This window comes from [Flexibacter] sp. ATCC 35103 (assembly GCF_001975985.1).
GTDB lineage: Bacteria > Bacteroidota > Bacteroidia > Flavobacteriales > Flavobacteriaceae > Flavobacterium.
In genome coordinates this window covers 663,958-681,603 of sequence record NZ_MTQF01000003.1, presented here as the reverse complement: position 1 = coordinate 681,603, position 17,646 = coordinate 663,958, and the positions used below count along the sequence as shown (strand labels likewise).

The window sequence follows — 17,646 nt, the reverse complement described above, 5'->3', positions numbered from 1 at the left end:
TATTTTATTTTGAAATTAATATCATTGTTTTAATATCATCAAATTCAATTTCTGTGCCGCTTTCTAATGCGTCCACAAAAATCAATTCATCTGTTAGTGTTTCAGACTTAATATAGTCTTCATTTTTCAGAATTGCTTCTTCTAAGATACCGTTTCGTTTTATTTTTACTTTAATTTTATCAGTAACTTCAAATCCAGAATCTTTACGGATATTTTGAATTCTATTTACCAATTCTCTGGCGATACCTTCGTTTTTCAATTCTTCAGAGATCGTTATATCAAGCGCAACTGTTATTCCGTTTGAATTTGCAACCAACCAGCCTTCAATGTCCTGAGATGTTATTTCGACATCTTCTAATGATAAAGTTACATTATTTCCAGCAATAACAATATCTAGCGTTCCCTGCTTGTCCAGCTCATTAATCTGATCTGCTGAAAAAGATTGTATTTCTTTGGAAATCAGACCCATATCTTTACCAAAACGCGGTCCTAATGCTTTAAAATTAGGCTTAATTTGTTTCACTAAGATACCCGAATCATCATCTAAAAGTATGATTTCCTTAACGTTTACTTCCGCTTTTACAAGGTCAGAAATAGCCTCAATTTCGGCTCTCTGATTTTCGTCAAGTACCGGAATCATTACTTTTTGCAAAGGTTGACGCACTTTAATCATTTCCTTTTTACGAAGCGATAAAACCAAAGATGAGATGGTTTGCGCTTTCTGCATTTTGCTTTCTAACGTTTTATTAACAAAGTTTTCGACAAATTTTGGAAACTCAGCCAAGTGAACACTGGCATATTGCTCAGATCCTGTCGAAATTGTCAAATCGCGATACAATTTGTCCATGAAAAATGGAGCGATCGGAGCGCTTAATTTACTGATCGTTAATAAGCAGGTATAAAGCGTTTGATATGCAGCGATTTTATCATGAGCATATTCGCCTTTCCAGAAACGACGACGACATAAACGAACATACCAGTTACTCAAGTTTTCCTGAACGAAGTCAGAAATAGCTCTTGCTGCTTTTGTTGGCTCATAATCTTCGTAACATTCGTCAACGAATTTTATTAAGGAATGCAATTCAGACATGATCCATTGATCGATTTCCGGTCTTTCGTTTAACGGAATTTCAGCTTCTTCGTACTTAAATCCATCGATATTTGCATATAACGAAAAGAACGAATAAGTGTTGTATAAAGTTCCAAAAAACTTACGACGAACCTCAGCAATTCCTTCTAAATCAAATTTCAGGTTATCCCAAGGATTTGCATTCATAATCATGTACCAACGCGTAGCATCAGGACCGTATTGCTCAATGGTTTTAAAAGGATCAATAGTGTTCCCTTTACTCTTAGACATTTTTATTCCGTCTTTATCTAAAACCAAACCATTTGAAACTACATTTTTATACGCTACTTTATCAAAAACTAATGTTCCGATTGCGTGTAAGGTATAAAACCAACCACGAGTCTGATCAACACCTTCTGCAATAAAATTTGCAGGAAAATCTTTATTCTCGTCTATTTTATCTTTATTCTCAAAAGGATAATGCCATTGTGCATAAGGCATTGCTCCTGAATCAAACCAAACATCAATTAAATCACTTTCGCGTTTCATTGGCTGGCCTGAAGCCGAAACTAAAGTAATTTGATCGACTACATTTTTATGTAAATCGATTAAATCATAATTAGATTCAGACATATTACCGATTTCAAAACCTTTAAACGGATTTTCTTTTTGAAAACCTGCTTCGATAGATTTTTCGATCGCATTGTACAATTCTTCTACAGAACCAATAAGAACTTCTTCTTTTTTGTCTTCAGTTCTCCAAATTGGCAACGGAATACCCCAATATCTAGAACGAGATAAGTTCCAGTCGTTGGCATTTTTAAGCCAATTTCCAAAACGTCCTTCACCAGTAGACTTAGGCTTCCAATTGATAGTTTCGTTCAGGTCGAACATTCTATCTTTTACATCGGTTACTTTAATGAACCAAGAGTCTAGTGGATAATATAATAACGGTTCATCAGTTCTCCAACTGTGTGGATAACTATGTACGTATTTTTCAACCTTAAAGGCTTTATTTTCTTCTTTTAATCGAATAGCAATTTCAACATCAACAGAACGCTCTGGTGCTTGTCCTGCATCATAATATTCGTTTTTCACATATTTACCTGCAAGTTCACCTAAATGTGAAGTGAATTTCCCTTGTAAATCTACTAATGGAACTGGCGTTCCGCTTTCGTCAAGAACCAACATTGGCGGCACTTCTGGTTTTGCTTCTTTTGCTACTTTAGCATCATCAGCACCAAAAGTTGGAGCAGTATGTACAACTCCTGTTCCGTCTTCTGTAGTAACGAAATCTCCGGCAATTACTCTAAATGCGTTCTCAGCATTTTGATAAGGTAATACGTAAGGCAATAATTGCTCGTAACGAATTTCAACTAAATCAGCTCCTTTTGCTTCTGCTAAGATTTTGTACGGAAGTTTTTTATCTCCTTCTTTTACATTATCAAAATCAGCATCGTCTTCGCTTGCAAAAAATCCTTTCCCCAACTGTTTCCCAACTAAATTTTTAGCCAAAACAACATTTACAGGTTCAAAAGTATATTGATTGAATGTTTTTACTAAAACATAATCGATTTTTGGTCCAACTGTTAAAGCTGTATTCGATGGCAATGTCCAAGGAGTTGTCGTCCAGGCTAAGATGTGAATATCTCCAAAACCTTGTAAAAAGCTTGGTAGCGTTTCCGGTAAAGTCTTGAATTGTGCTACAATCGTAGTATCTGTAACATCTCTATAAGCTCCAGGCTGGTTTACTTCGTGAGAAGATAATCCTGTTCCTGCCTTTGGAGAATACGGCTGAATTGTATATCCTTTGTACAACAAACCTTTATCATAGATTTGTTTTAAAAGCCACCAAACAGACTCCATATATTTGGGTTTGTAAGTAACATATGGATCTTCCATATCTACCCAATATCCCATTTTTTCGGTCAAATCATTCCATACGTCCGTATAACGCATTACGGTTTTTTTACACGCTTCGTTATATTCTTCGATAGAAATTGTTTTACCAATATCTTCTTTTGTAATTCCAAGTTCTTTTTCGGTACCTAATTCTACAGGTAATCCGTGCGTATCCCAACCGGCTTTTCTTTTTACCTGAAAACCTTTTTGAGTTTTATAACGACAAAAAATATCTTTAATCGCACGCGCCATCACGTGGTGAATTCCCGGTAAACCATTTGCTGAAGGCGGACCTTCAAAAAATACGAAAGGCTCTGCGCCTTCGCGAGTTGTTACACTCTTTTCAAATATATTTTCTTTCTTCCAAAAATCAAGTACTTCTGACGCCACTACAGGCAAGTCAAGTCCTTTGTATTCAGTAAATTTTGTGCTCATTTTATCCTTTTCTTAAACGAGGTGCGAAAGTAAGGAATTTTGGATTATTGTCCGCCTATTTATTAAAATTTCACAAACTTTTGTTGAGATAATAGATACAAAAACAAAAGAATTGATTAGTTTCCGGTATTAATCTCAAAAAAATGAGCTAATAAACCAAAAACCAATCAATTCTAATTATTCTTTTTTATAGCGATTGAATCCTATTTAAATCCTCCGAAATAAACTTCTTTCATGAAAATTCGATTTCCAAAAACAGCATTTACTTCTATTTTTTCACGGTTTTCCTGATAAAAGGTATCACCATAAAAATCTTCTATTTCATAATTGATCTTGTACGGAATCTTACCTGAATTTAAAGTCGCTACAGGACGATAATCTTTAAAAAGTTTTCGTTCAAAAAAACTTTTATTTCCATCATCATATTCTGTTCTTTCAGTTGCAACGATCGAAAAATTTTCTTTATCAATAAAAAGATGATAATCTGTTTTAGGAATTGTTCTATTGCTAACATTCAGGGTTTTCTCAAAATAATTTAAATGATAGCATAATTTTCCTTCGATCATTTCATCTCCTAAAAGATCTAATTTATTCCATAAATCAAGTCTCAGGGCCGTTAAAAAATTCACCGGATCAAGATTTGTCGAAAGACTATTGTACGTATACATAGGCAACTTTGCCCATTTAGCTTCTATGCCGCTTTCACGATCGCTGTGACTCCATGCTTCAGGTCCATTTACGATTTCGTAATAGGCTTCGGGCATTTTCTTTTTTAAAAGATAATTTGTCGTTGTTGCCCATCTTTCTTCCGTTTGAGGGATATTACTATCTTCTAAAGTAAGTTTTGACAATAAATGTGTTTTTTCTACTTTTTTCAAAACTTCACTTCCTCCTAAATTAGCGATGATCTTTGCCAACAAATCCGGATTTGATTGATATGCAATAGAATCTAATATATTCTCACGCTGAATTTTACTTTTTTCTAAAGCTGCCGTTCTGTTTTCTTTTTCAACAACCCAATCAGCTTCCTGGCGATCAATTTTTTCAAAAAACGCCAATCTCAGTTCTTCTTTTTCTTCGGCGATTTTCAAGCCTAATTTTTTAAGATCTGCAAAACGTGTGGTATGACTTCTTATTTTTTTATCTGCAAAATTCGCTCTGTTTACTCTTTCAACAATTGCAGATCCTCTGGAATCTTGTTTGTCATTTTCGATCAATAAATTAGCATATAGCAATGCTTTTTCTTTGTTTTCGAGTAAAAAATAAGTTTCAGCTAAATTGTTAGTAACAATAAAACGAATGTCTTCATTTACCGGAGAAAGCGGATATTTAACCAACAAACTTTCTAAATACTGCAAATGTGGCGCTAGTAATTTTTCGTCCAGACCTTTCTCAAGAGTTATTTTCTCCATTTGAGCCGTAATTTCTGTTTCAAAAGCAAACATTTGTTTGTATTCTGAATGTCCTTTTGATGTTACAAATTCGAACTTTTCTTTTGATTGATCTGTGGAATATCCGAATTTATAATTCAAAAAATCCTGAATCCTGATTGCGGCTTTATACATAACATTATCAAACCCAAGCCCAACATCACTGTAATCTGAATCTTTTACAGCTGTTCTTACTTTTTTATCATGTTCTGAGGCTGCAATTTTCATAGCGCCCAAACTATTCCCTACACTCATTGAATACGATTCTGAACCTCCAAAATCCTTCGTCAATAAAATTTTATCTCCATACTTAACATCCAGTTTCACACTGGTCAAATAATTAGAATGCGCACTATAAGTCCATTTATTTTCTTTCTTATTATAGGTACTGTCTATATTTGTATCTGTATATCTGGGCATCGCATAGGTCAAATAAAATTTAAGTTTTCCATTTACCGGATCCTTTATAAAGCCATCAATATTAAAAAAATCTTTCTTTAAATTAGATTCTTCTTCCTGCAGCGATTTATCCATTTGATAAAAAGCAGTTTGCGTTAATACGTTGTCAAGAGCTGCAAATTCTGAGTATTTAATTACCGGGATTTTAAATTTCTTCGTCTTTGAGCTTATTTTCTCTTGTGCCTGAACTGAACCAATTACAAGCAAAGCAATTAAGAGTAATGTTTTTTTCATAGGCAAAAAAAAAGCCATCAGAAGTAAATCCTGATGGCTTTCTGTATTTATCATTATTTCTTATTGAAGATTTGAATAGATTTATCAGACACATAAAAAATATTTTGTGTTGCCGGATCTATTTCATAAAGAGGTTTTGTATTGTTGAAAATAATTTTATCAACTTCAACTCCATCAGATTTACTTACTTTAACCAGGATTTTTTCCCCAGTATCCGCTTTTGCAAAAATATAAGAGTAATCTCTGTTTTGTTTCATTGCGTTGAAACGTTTGTCAAATTTAGCTGCTACTAATCCTAAAGCTGCTGAACCAGCCGCCATATCTTTAGATTGTTTCATTTTTGATGAATTCTCTTCTCTAACGACTGTAGATCTCATATTTCCTTCAGAATCACGGTATGTCATTGTTAACTCAGAACCTTGTATAGCACTTACTCCTGAACCAACTCCTAAACCAATACTTCCTGCAATTGCAGCACTTTTTAGTAAACGTCTTGTACCTTCACCTGGTTGTGTATAAATATGGTGGTATTTTACAGTTCCATCCATATTAACTCCCATTACCTCAACTGGTCCTGAAAGAACAACTCCCCAAGGAAATAATTCGATGCTGTTTAATTCTTTTTCTTTCTTGATGTTTACTTTTGCAAAAGGCTCTGGCTTGTCGCTGATGCTTGGATCAAATTTGTATAATTTTTCGTCATTATACACTAAATAAGAATTTGTCGCTTCGTCATAAGTTGGCAAAACCGGACGGTTTTTATCAAAATTGATATTACGTTTCCAAAGTTTAACTCCGGTTTTATAATCCACCATGTTTCCATAAGTACCGGTTAAGTACATTACTTTTTCACCTACTTTTCCTAAATAGTAAATTGGATCTTCTTTGTCATCAGAAATTTCAATGAATTTTTTCCAAAGTTTTTCTCCGTCTTTATTGATCAGCATCATTTCATTTTCTGCAACGTATAAGAAATCCTGCTCGATAGGAATTACCCTTTTCAAACCGTCTCCACGTGCATCTTTTTTCCAGATTTTTTCTCCTGTTTTTAAATCATAGAAATTAAAACCACTATTGTGAGCCACTAATAATTTTGTTCCCCAATCTTCTAAATAAACAACTTGTTTAGTTTTGATAGATTCTTTCCAGATACTTTTTCCGTCATCTGTACTCAAAACATTTAAATATTGTTTGTTAGAAAACAAACCTGCAGCATTCACTACAACAATATTTTTATCGTTTTGTGTTTCATAGAATTTTGTATATTCTTCTGCTGCTTTCCAGTTTAACTTTCCAGTTTCTTTATCAAAAGAATACAAATTACCATAAAGTAAATAATACACGGTGTTTCCGTTAATCTTAGCTTTATTCGTATTAGCAGATAATTTTAAAGAAAAACTAATCATTGCTTTTGCCTTGTCAACAGTTGTAGTCCATTTAAGTTCTCCTGTCGCCATATCCAATAAAGCGATTGCCATATCTCCGTCTTTTTTCAAAGTAAGAAGATATTCATTAGTTTCAGGAATAAAATCTGATTGAAATACAAAGAAAGATTCTTTAGACGAGTTGTAAACTACTTTTCCTGTATCAGTATTGATAATTAAATACTTTGAATTGATGTAAGCTTCAACATAAGGACTTCCTGGAACTGTAGTTAAATCTCTTTTATCTTTAAATACATTTCCAAAATCAGGATCTGTTAAGATGTCTTTTGATGTAATTGTTCCAAAATCTTCTTTCGTTAATGTCCAGACAATTTTTTTTGTTTCAGGATCTAAACCTTTTACAGTTCCACCTTCTTTAAAAACAACAATTCCTGTTATTTCGTTTTGAACAATATCCTGAACATTGTTCTCTGTTGTGATTATTTCGTCATATTTTCTTTGTGCAGTAACCGAAAAGGCAACCAAGAAAAGTAAAACAATCGAAAAAGTAATTTTCTTCATAGTAGTTTTTTTCTTTAAAAAAATTAATAATTAAGCTGGGGATCATGTTGTTGAATTAACTTACTAAAATAAAAATTATCAAAATTTTAATAAAAATTCACTGCGCAAATATATAAAAATAGCATTCAGTTTAATAAAATATTTCCTTAGGAAATTTCAACTATTTCATCTTCTTAAACACCTCTAAATGAAAACTATAGTAAGTGGTTAAAACCTAAATAAAATCTTACTTTTTAATCAAAGAGATAACTTTTGTGTAGTATTAGATTTAAAAATAAAATCTGTCTTTTTTAATAAATTTCAGTAGGAATACCATTTATAAAACTTATTGTCAATTTCATTTAATTTATTTTAATACTAAATGATAATGTTCTTTTTGAGAATAAACACAATTAATGCAAACGTTTTCTACAATCTTATTAAAAATTAAAACGAAATCATTTTTCACATTAATTTTACTATTAAATATTGTAGTTTTATCGAAACTTTTAAAAGAATTATATGAAAACAAAATTACTTATTTTAGCCCTATTCAGTTTAGGCATTGCTCAAAGTCAAAATCTTCTTCAAAACGGTAGTTTTGAACAATTCACCACAGATGTTCCAAATTCGTGGAATGTTACTATGGGAACTTCATTACAAGAAATGATTACTTTTAATCATGGTTCTTCAAGTCTTGACATTACACCAGTAGGTATTATACCTTTTCAATTGCCTGCCGCTATGTTTTCGCAAGATTTTACAATAAGTGACTTAGACACCTACACTTTAAAATTTGATTACTTCATTCCTGGAACGAGTGCAACTAATTACATCAGTAATCTTACATACGAATTAAGTTTAAACAATTCTGCCGAAGCTTTTTTCTTTCCAACTAATTATACTGCAACTCCAATTGTGTATGGAACATGGAAAACTATAACTTACGATTTTAAGTTATTAGCATTCAGAGCGCCAAATACTTCTGCCAGTATTAAACTAAATTATACAGTAAGTCTTGATCAACAATTAGCTGGTCACCACGTACACTTCGACAACGTAGTTATCGCTAAAAAAAGCTCGTTATCTACAGTTGATTTCACTAAAAAAAGCAACCCAATTGTCTCTATATCTAAAGATGCAATAACACTAAACAGCGACTACAAAAACTCGTCTTATGTAATTTATTCTATAGATGGAAAATCAGTGAAAAGAGGAAAAAATTCTTCTGAAAGCATTGAACTTTCAGGATTAGCTACAGGAGTTTATTTTTTAAAATTAGAAGATGTAAGCACATCAGTTAAATTTGTAAAACAATAATCAACTATTATTTTATCATAAAAACGGGCTTAATTTAGAATCTAAATTAAGCCCGTTTTTTTATTTATATTTAAGAATTAAGAAAATATTTCTTTTAAAACATCTAAAGACTTTGGCTTTTTAAAACCGTCTAAATGAAAACTATAATAATCAATTATAATTTTTAATAATATCTGTCTTTCGGTTACATTGAAAACTTTTTGAGTATTATCAAATTTTAAATCTATTAGTTTTTTAAATAGATTTGTTTCGTGCTCTGTAAGTGCGCTTAAACCATGAAAAAGCGTAAAAACGCCATCATTCATTTCGAAATATGGCAAATCAATCTCTGAAACATCCGGATAAAAACCCAGATACTTTGTAATTTCTAAAAGTAAAATCAAATGAAAATTAGAAATTTCGTCATGATGATCGAGCCACGTCAATGCTGTTTCTAAAAAAACAAAAAGCGATTCGTTCTTTTCTTCTTCCTGAATTGAATAATGAAGCATCTCAGACAAAAACATGACCATTGTGCTCTTTATAATATCAGTATGAATACTTTGAAAGTGAACTGCCGCCTTAATTTCTTTAAAGTTCTCTAAAGTCCCTTTATTTTTATGTACAGCTTCGATTTCGAGGATTGAAAATGGCTGGAAATAAGCAATTTTCTGGCTTGCTTTCCTACTAGAAAATGCATCGCGAACAAAGTAAGATTTTAAGCCATTTGAAAGCGTAAAACATTTTACAATCAGGCTTTTTTCCTGAAATTTCAATGACGATATTACAATTGCTTTGGTTTTGACTAACATATAGTCGGAATTTGCTTTTTATTGTTATTTTTAAACCTGTCCAAAAATCTTTTCTCCACAAAAAACCAAGACATAATTGCAAAGAAAAAAGTAATCAAAATTACAGCAAATGACATTAAAAAAGGATTATACTTTTCGAATAAATTATATTGCCTGAAAAGCTGAATTATTGGAAAATGATAAATATAAAGACCATATGTAAAGTCGCCATATTTTCCAAAATTATTTAAAAAAGAAAGATTATATGCTGCAATTATAATGATTAGACCAAATGCTGCAGGATAAAGAAAATCTAATGGAAGACCTGAGAAATAATACCCTGTTAATACAACAACGGATGATAATAAAAGTATTATTTTGTTTTTCATAACAAATTCAAAATTCAGAAACATAAAGATTCCCATAACAAAATAAGACAAATAGCCGGGCAATTGCTTCGCTAATACAGGCATATTTAGATAATCATTCATTATGAACCAATATACTAATGACAAAACATAAAGAGTTCCAAGTATAAATAATGGCATTCTGGTTTTCTTAATTGCGTAAAAAATCAAAGGCAAAACAATATAAAAACCTTCTTCAATTTTTAATGTCCATAAAGCTCCATTTACAGAACAAAGGAGATTATTATCAAAAAGTCCGGGCAAACAAGGATGCACAAAATTCAAAAAGACTAAATTCCATCCTAAATATTTGTAAACACTACTATCTGCAAAATAGTCTAAAAAACTATAACTGCTAAAAAAAGCAAAAATTGCAGTCGAAAATAAAATAACAACAATATAAGCAGGTAAAATTCTCTTGGCTCTTTTTATAAAATATTGTTTTAAAGAAGGTGTATTTACAAAACTCTTGGCTACTAAAAAACCACTTATAATAAAGAACCCTTTTACTCCTATAATTGCATTAGAAAAATAAGATAAAAAGGCCAGATTACTATTTTGAGATAGCTCACAAAGATGTGCCAATAGAATATTTGCAGCAAAGAAAAACCTTAAAAAGTCGAAGCAATTTTTATTATTCATATCTGAGTTAAGCTTATCGAATAATCATTACTTTTTTAACTTTGGTTTCGCCACCATCCTGAGCCGAAATAAAAATCATATAAACTCCCGAAGCTACCTTGTACCTTCCAAAAGCTGTGGTATCCCATTCTATTGTACCACCTTCTGAAGTTGTTTCATATACAAGATTACCTTCAATGTCTGTTATTTTAATATTTGCTTTATCCAGTAAACCAGCAATTTTTACAGTTCCCGTAAATTGAGGACGAACCGGATTTGGATAAACATATACATCATTCAAATTTTCGTTAGCAGCAGTTGATGTTCCTTTAAAAGAAATTAATCCTTTATCTGTAGCGATAAAAACTTCGCCCGTTGTACTATCTATATCAATATCATTTATAGTATTACTAGGCAAAGGCGAATTGTTTATAGTAAAATGGTATTTAGTTTCCTGCCCGTTAGGAGAAACCATAAAAACACCGGAATCAGCCGTTGCAATCCATTTATTATTCGAGCCGTCAACCACAATATCTGTAATAAACTGTTCGTATAATAATTCTTGCGCTAATCCATCTTCAACAATAATAATTGGTTTTGTAGTTAATTGGCTGTCTGTTTGAAAACTATTTACACTGGATAAAACTCTTAATCCTTTTGTTGTTCCTATCCAGAGCTGACCATTATTATCAGGAGTTGCCACACGGGCATCTATAAAAGGAAGATTCCCGGTATCAGCTCCAGATGTGATTTTTTTGATAACATTTCCTTTTTCATTAAATCCTATAATCCCACTATTATAAGTTGCCATCCATTTTGTTCCATTCTTATCAATAGACATTCTCCCAAAAGGACAACTTGAAACATTTGCTATTACGGATTTTGTCGAAAAAACCTGCCAGTCTCCATTTGGTTTAAGCATCTTTATTCCGTTATCAACCAAACTGTTATTCATCCATAAATTTCCGGACTTATCAAATACCATCCCATTAACCCAAATATCCTGAGTATTAGGAACCGCTTGTAATGAACTATTTGCAGTACCGTATAAATAAGTGGGCACATCATTTTCGAGTTTTAATAAACCTGCATCAAAAGAACCTATATAAACTTTCTTTTCGTTAGCAGGATCAACAGCAATTCGTACCAGAGATTTTGCTCCTAAAACTTTTTCATAAGGAATATTCGACCATCCGGTCTGCGTAAATTTACTTATTCCGTAACTGTCTTTTGGGTACGGGTTATAAGCTCCGGAGTAATCTCCGTAAACGGCCCATAATGAATTTGAAGTAGTCTGAATAGCAAAAAGACTATTTCTTGAAGGTCCGCTTGGTGTATTATTTTCGAAAGTTGAAGAATTTAACAACATCGACGAAAACAATCCTTTATCCTTTGTCCCTATATAAAGTAAATCGCCTATAACTGTTGCACAAGAAAAACTCAATGTATTATTTAAGACCTGAGTGTTTGTAATTTGACGATTTAAAATCATTTGATTATTATAAACAAAAACGGTATTTGGCGTTGTAATCAATAAAGTATGATTTACAGCACGCATATCTGTCGATGCTTGCGAAAGCTGTAAAAATCCAACAAATGTATTTGAATTATAACGATGAATATATCCTCCTGAATTTATTGCTATAAGTTCTGAATCTAAAGTTTCGACACTTGACCAATTTCCTGAATTTACTAAAAGCCACTGATTAAAATCGATTAGATTTGCATTTATACTATTTGCTTTCCTGATTCCGTTTGAAGTTGCAGCATAAATAAATCCATCAAAATAAGCCGTTTGTTTTACACTAATTTCTGCACCATTGTCTCCAATAAAATAGGTGTCTCCAAATTTTAAAGTCGTTAAATTAAATTGTACAATTCCAAAATCGCATGAAACATAGATCAAACCATTATGTTCCATAAAATGATTGATTCTTTTAAGATTCGCCGGCAATTGTTTGCTAATAATGTCAACTACTTTTAAAATACTTCCATCAGTTTCATTAACTGCAATCATTAGTCCATTTTCATAACCTATTATAGTTTTCTTAAAACCTTCACTATGATATAAGGCAGAAATAGTCTGACCAGAAAGTCCATCAACTGTAGTGGTTGTTTTGACCGCATTTGTTGCTGCCTTTTTTGAAAACAAGGCGTTTTCTGAAGCTGCAAAAACTGCTGTTGAAGATTGTGAAATATCTTTTATTTCGTTAAACGAAAAATAACCCTGCCAGGACAATTTATTCTGAGCGAAACTAAATTGGCACAACAATAAAAACAAAATATACAGAAAGCTTTTCTTCATTATTTGATATATTCGGATAGACAAATATACTACAAACGAAAGTATTTGAATTTTGTTCTGCATAAATAAAAAAATGCCTTCAGACATCTTTTCAAAAAGATAAATGAAGGCATCTTAAAATTGTAATTAAAAACTTAAACTACACCCTGAGCAAGCATAGCATCGGCAACTTTTACAAATCCTGCAATGTTAGCTCCTTTTACGTAGTTTACATAGCCATCTTCGCCCATACCGTATTTTTTACATTGGTTGTGAATTCCAACCATGATATCTTTTAATCTCAAATCAACTTCTTCACTAGTCCAGTTTAAACGAATTGAGTTTTGTGTCATCTCTAATCCAGATGCAGCAACTCCTCCTGCGTTTGCAGCTTTACCAGGAGCAAAAAGAACTTTATTATCTAAAAACAATTTAATAGCATCTAATGTAGAAGGCATATTCGCAGCTTCAGTTACACATAAAACGCCATTATCAATTAATTTTTTAGCATCATCTCCATTTAATTCATTTTGAGTAGCGCATGGAATAGCAATATCAACTTTTACTTCCCAAGGGCTTTTTCCTTTGTGGAAAACAGCATTTGGATATTTATGAGTATAAACTTCAGCTCTGTTGTCTCCAGTTGCTCTCATTTCGACCATATGTTCGATTTTCTCTCCAGAGATTCCTTCTTCATCAAGAATATAACCGTCAGGACCAGAAATAGTAACTACTTTTCCTCCAAGTTCATTTATTTTTAAAGCAACTCCCCAAGCTACATTTCCAAAACCAGAAATTGCTACTCTTTTACCTTTAATTTCATGTCCGATAGTACGTAACATTTGATCTGTAAAATAAACAACTCCATATCCTGTAGCCTCAGGACGTATTAAAGAACCACCGTAAGCAAGACCTTTACCCGTTAAAACACCAGTAAATTCGTTTCTGATTCTTTTATATTGACCAAATAAATAACCAATTTCTCTTGCACCAACACCAATATCTCCTGCAGGAACGTCTAAGTCAGGACCAATATGACGACACAATTCCGTCATAAACGATTGACAGAAACGCATAATTTCTCCGTCAGATTTTCCTTCCGGGTCAAAATCAGAACCACCTTTACCACCACCCATTGGAAGTGTAGTAAGACTATTCTTAAAAACTTGTTCGAAAGCTAAAAATTTTAAAACTGATAAATTTACAGAATGATGAAATCTGATTCCACCTTTGTATGGTCCAATTGCTGAATTCATCTGAATTCTAAAACCTCTGTTTACAATTATCTCACCTTTATCATCAACCCAAGGGACTCTAAAAATTATAGATCTCTCCGGTTCAGCAATTCTTAGAAGTAAATTTTTTCCATCATATTTTTTTCGATCAGCGATAAATGGAATTACCGTTTCTGCAAATTCTCTAACGGCTTGAAGAAATTCTGGCTCGTTTGGATTTTTAGACTCAACAAGAGCCATAAATTCATTTATTTTTTGTTCCATTTTTAAATAAATTATTCAATAATAGTTTATAAACTTTAATTATTTAAACAAGAAAATACGTTTTAAGAAAACGTTTTCGTAATAACACGCAAAGTTAAAACAAAACTATCATGGTTTGTTATTTTTTTTCGTTTTTCAAACAGAATTGTGTAATTTTTAAACATTACTTAAAATACGATTTTACAGTTCTCACTTTACATCAAATCACCTAACTTAAAGTCAAGAAATTAAGTCTTTTGTTACTAATTTTTTAATACACGTATTTTATATTTTGTTTAGACTAGGTTTTTTATATATTTGCCATGATTTGAAAGCCCAAAAACATGCTCAAACCTATAATCCTAACGTTATTTGCCTATTTTGGCATTACCACAATAGCGACTGCACAATCTGATCTTGCTCAAGAAGTAGGAATAATATTCGGTCCTTCAACTTTTCAATCTGACTATGGTCAAAGAAATAATTTTGATACGAATGTTGGAAACAACGGATTTGGAGTCGGAATTGTTCACTTCATAAACTTTTCTGCGAATAACAACAGAGAAAGTTTTTTTACAGAACACTTCAAAGTCAGATCTGAATTATCTTTCAACCAGACCAAATTAGAACATTTTGGAGAATGGGTTGAATTAGAAAAAAGAAAAAACCTTGTACAACACCTTAGAGGGATGCACGGAACTTCGACTTTATTAAATCTTGGAGGTCAGTTAGAGTTTTCTCCTTTTATGAAAATTCATGATTTCGAAAACACAATAGGTAGCTTTAGTCCGTATATAAGTGTAGGATTCCAGGTTAGTTATTACAATACCAAAGTAGAGTCAAGATTGGGTCAGTTAGGACTTCCTTTAACAACGTACCCAAAATACTTGGTTCCTTCTGACGGTCGACAATATGGCTTTTCAAGCGAAAGCGGTATCGTTTTATCAGGAACAGTTGGTGTTGGTGTACACTACAAACTAACTACAATGAGCGATTTAATGTTTGAAGCCCGTTATCAGGGTTATAATTCTGATTGGGTTGATGGTTTAAATCCAAATAAAGACATTTATAAAGAAAACAAATCAAACGATTCACAAGTTTGGTTTAATGTAGGATATATTTATTACTTAGAATTTTAAGCCAATAAAAACAACAAATAAAAAACCCCAATTCTTTCGAGTTGGGGTTTTCTGTTTTTATGCTAAAGCTTGTTCTATATCTGCGATTAAATCTTCGGCATCTTCAATACCAACGCTCAATCGAACAAGATCATCTGTAATACCAACTTCTGCTCTTTTATCTGCCGGAATTGATGCGTGAGTCATCAAAGCCGGATGATTGGCTAATGATTCAACTCCGCCTAAAGATTCTGCCAGGGTAAAAACTTTTAGTTTCTCTAAAAAGGCAATAGAATCTTCTTTTTTACCTGATTTAAAAGTAAAAGAAACCATTCCGCCAAAAGCTTTCATTTGCTTTTTAGCAATTTCATGATACGGATGATTTTTTAGTCCCGGATAATAAACCGTATTTATTTTTGGATGGTTACTTAAAAACGCTACCACTTTTTCTCCGTTTTCACAATGTCTTTGCACTCTTAAAGAAAGCGTTTTGATTCCTCTTAAAACCAAAAAGCTATCCATTGGTCCAAGTGTTGCACCAGTTGCAAATTGCTGAAAGTGCAATTGTTCTCCTAAAGCTTCATCTTTTACTATCAAAGCTCCTGCAATAACATCAGAATGTCCTCCTAAATATTTTGTAGCCGAATGCATAACAATATCAGCTCCTAAATCAAGAGGTTTTTGTAAATATGGTGTTGCAAAAGTATTATCAACAGCAAATAAAATTTTATGTGCTTTAGTAATTTTTGCGATTTCCTCGATATCAGCTAATTTCATTAATGGATTTGTTGGTGTTTCAACCCAAATCAATTTTGTGTTTTCATTGATTAATGATTTCAATTTTTCAATATCTGTCATATCAACAAAATGAAATTTAATTCCTGAATCTTTATAAATTCGAGAGAACATTCTATATGTTCCACCGTATAAATCATCCATTGCAATAATTTCATCACCAGCCTTAAACGATCTCAAAATACAATCTGTAGCCGCTAAACCTGATGAAAAAGCCAATCCCCGAGTACCGTTTTCTATACTTGCCAAAGCATTTTCTAAAGCTGTACGAGTTGGGTTCGATGCTCTGCTATACTCATAATCCGCTAAAGGTTTCCCCGGACTTGTTTGTATAAAAGTTGAAGTTTGATATACCGGAGGCATAACAGCTCCTGTACTTGGATCATGATGCTGACCGCCATGTATTACTTTAGTATTGAATTTCATATAGTTACAAATTTTAAATGCTTAAACGTGGTACAAATTTACCGTTTAATTTATTTTAATCCTGACACAACTTCTTACCTTTGTATATAATTAACACTTTTTGATATGAAACATTACACTTTTTTAGTCTTTTTTGTTCTAACGCTTACAAGTTGCAACAAAGAGCTTTCATTTGAAAATGAGACATTTGAAAAAGAATCTACTATTCCTTGCAAAAAAGATTGTCCTAAAATCACCATTGACATTCCAATTGCAAAAAATATTCCTATTGTGGCTGACAGCATCAATAAAAAAGTATTTTCGGTTATAAAGGATATTGTTTATTTTGAAGAAGATCCATCAAAAGCAAATGATTACAAAACTTTAGCAACATCTTTTATAACTTCTTATGAAGAAATGCATAAAAAATTTCCAACTGAAACTTTTGGCTGGGAAGGAAAAATAAAAGGAAATGTAGAATTTGAATCGGATCAGATTATTAACATTAAAATCGATCATTATACTTTTACCGGCGGAGCTCACGGCTATCAGGGTTTTCGATCCTTATTATTTCATCCTAAAACCGGAAAAACGATTTTTACAGATGAAATATTCAAAAACGAAAAAGAGTTTAAGGCTTTCGCCGAAAAAGAATTCAGGAAGAAATATAAGGTTCCCACAAAATCAAATATTAATGCAACGGGGCTAATGTTCGAAAATGACAAATTTCAGTTACCACAGAATATTTTTTACACCACTGAAGGTTTGCTTTTATATTACAACTCCTATGAAGCAGCTTCATATGCTGATGGGCCAAAAGAGATTTTGTTTCCTTATGATAAAGTGAAGAAATATTTAAAATATGAATAAGTATTATCAAGGAATGAACTAGAATAATTTGGCTAAAGCCAATGAACAAATCCTAAAACCAGCTGAAGCTGGAAGGCTACGCAAAAAAACCTCTTGAGTTAGACGCACTGCTGTGCGTCTCTAC

Annotated in this window: 11 protein-coding genes; 3 read left to right on the top strand and 8 right to left on the bottom strand. The window is 32.3% G+C overall.

Features of this window, described 5'->3' with window-relative positions:
* Positions 1-4: 4 nt before the first annotated feature.
* The 3 genes from ileS to BXU01_RS07135 all read right to left on the bottom strand — a co-directional run bounded on the left by ileS (position 5) and on the right by BXU01_RS07135 (position 7,475).
* The gene (gene ileS / locus BXU01_RS07145) at positions 5-3,406 is read right to left on the bottom strand and encodes an isoleucine--tRNA ligase (protein ID WP_083692540.1); all 3,402 of its coding nucleotides are present in this window, start codon (positions 3,404-3,406) and stop codon (positions 5-7) included.
* Positions 3,407-3,609: 203 nt separating this feature from the next.
* On the bottom strand, positions 3,610-5,583 hold the full coding sequence (locus BXU01_RS07140; RefSeq protein ID WP_255373717.1) for an Atg14 domain-containing protein: 1,974 nt from the start codon (positions 5,581-5,583) through the stop codon (positions 3,610-3,612).
* Positions 5,583-7,475: a PQQ-binding-like beta-propeller repeat protein gene (locus BXU01_RS07135; protein ID WP_083692539.1), complete on the bottom strand. Its 1,893-nt coding sequence runs from the start codon at positions 7,473-7,475 to the stop codon at positions 5,583-5,585. The genes BXU01_RS07140 and BXU01_RS07135 overlap by 1 nt, the downstream gene beginning before the upstream one ends.
* A gap of 501 nt (positions 7,476-7,976) precedes the next feature.
* On the opposite strand from BXU01_RS07135, the gene BXU01_RS07130 reads away from it, so the two are divergent.
* A complete protein-coding gene (locus tag BXU01_RS07130) occupies positions 7,977-8,774 on the top strand; it encodes a T9SS type A sorting domain-containing protein (protein ID WP_083692538.1) in 798 nt (265 codons plus the stop codon).
* 77 nt (positions 8,775-8,851) lie between these two features.
* Here BXU01_RS07130 and recO read toward each other — a convergent pair whose 3' ends face one another.
* The 4 genes from recO to gdhA form a co-directional block, all read right to left on the bottom strand.
* Entirely contained in the window at positions 8,852-9,565 is a 714-nt protein-coding gene (gene recO, locus BXU01_RS07125; protein ID WP_083692537.1) for a DNA repair protein RecO, read from the bottom strand.
* Positions 9,559-10,593, bottom strand: a complete 1,035-nt coding sequence (locus tag BXU01_RS07120) for an acyltransferase (protein WP_083692536.1) — start codon at positions 10,591-10,593, stop codon at positions 9,559-9,561. Before BXU01_RS07120 ends, recO begins: the two co-directional genes overlap by 7 nt.
* Before the next feature lie 13 nt (positions 10,594-10,606).
* Positions 10,607-12,877, bottom strand: a complete 2,271-nt coding sequence (locus BXU01_RS07115) for a T9SS type A sorting domain-containing protein (RefSeq protein WP_083692535.1) — start codon at positions 12,875-12,877, stop codon at positions 10,607-10,609.
* 134 nt (positions 12,878-13,011) lie between these two features.
* Positions 13,012-14,355: an NADP-specific glutamate dehydrogenase gene (gene gdhA / locus BXU01_RS07110; RefSeq protein ID WP_083692534.1), complete on the bottom strand. Its 1,344-nt coding sequence runs from the start codon at positions 14,353-14,355 to the stop codon at positions 13,012-13,014.
* A gap of 323 nt (positions 14,356-14,678) precedes the next feature.
* Between gdhA and BXU01_RS07105 the strand changes: the two genes are divergently transcribed.
* Positions 14,679-15,473: a glutamate dehydrogenase gene (locus BXU01_RS07105; RefSeq protein WP_083692533.1), complete on the top strand. Its 795-nt coding sequence runs from the start codon at positions 14,679-14,681 to the stop codon at positions 15,471-15,473.
* Between the two features lie 57 nt (positions 15,474-15,530).
* Here the strand turns inward: BXU01_RS07105 and BXU01_RS07100 are convergent, their stop codons facing one another.
* A complete protein-coding gene (locus BXU01_RS07100; RefSeq protein ID WP_083692532.1) occupies positions 15,531-16,673 on the bottom strand; it encodes a cystathionine gamma-synthase in 1,143 nt (380 codons plus the stop codon).
* 105 nt (positions 16,674-16,778) lie between these two features.
* Here BXU01_RS07100 and BXU01_RS07095 point away from each other — a divergent pair, with 105 nt between their 5' ends.
* The gene (locus BXU01_RS07095; RefSeq protein WP_083692531.1) at positions 16,779-17,522 is read left to right on the top strand and encodes a DUF3298 and DUF4163 domain-containing protein; all 744 of its coding nucleotides are present in this window, start codon (positions 16,779-16,781) and stop codon (positions 17,520-17,522) included.
* The last annotated feature ends 124 nt before the right edge of the window (positions 17,523-17,646 follow it).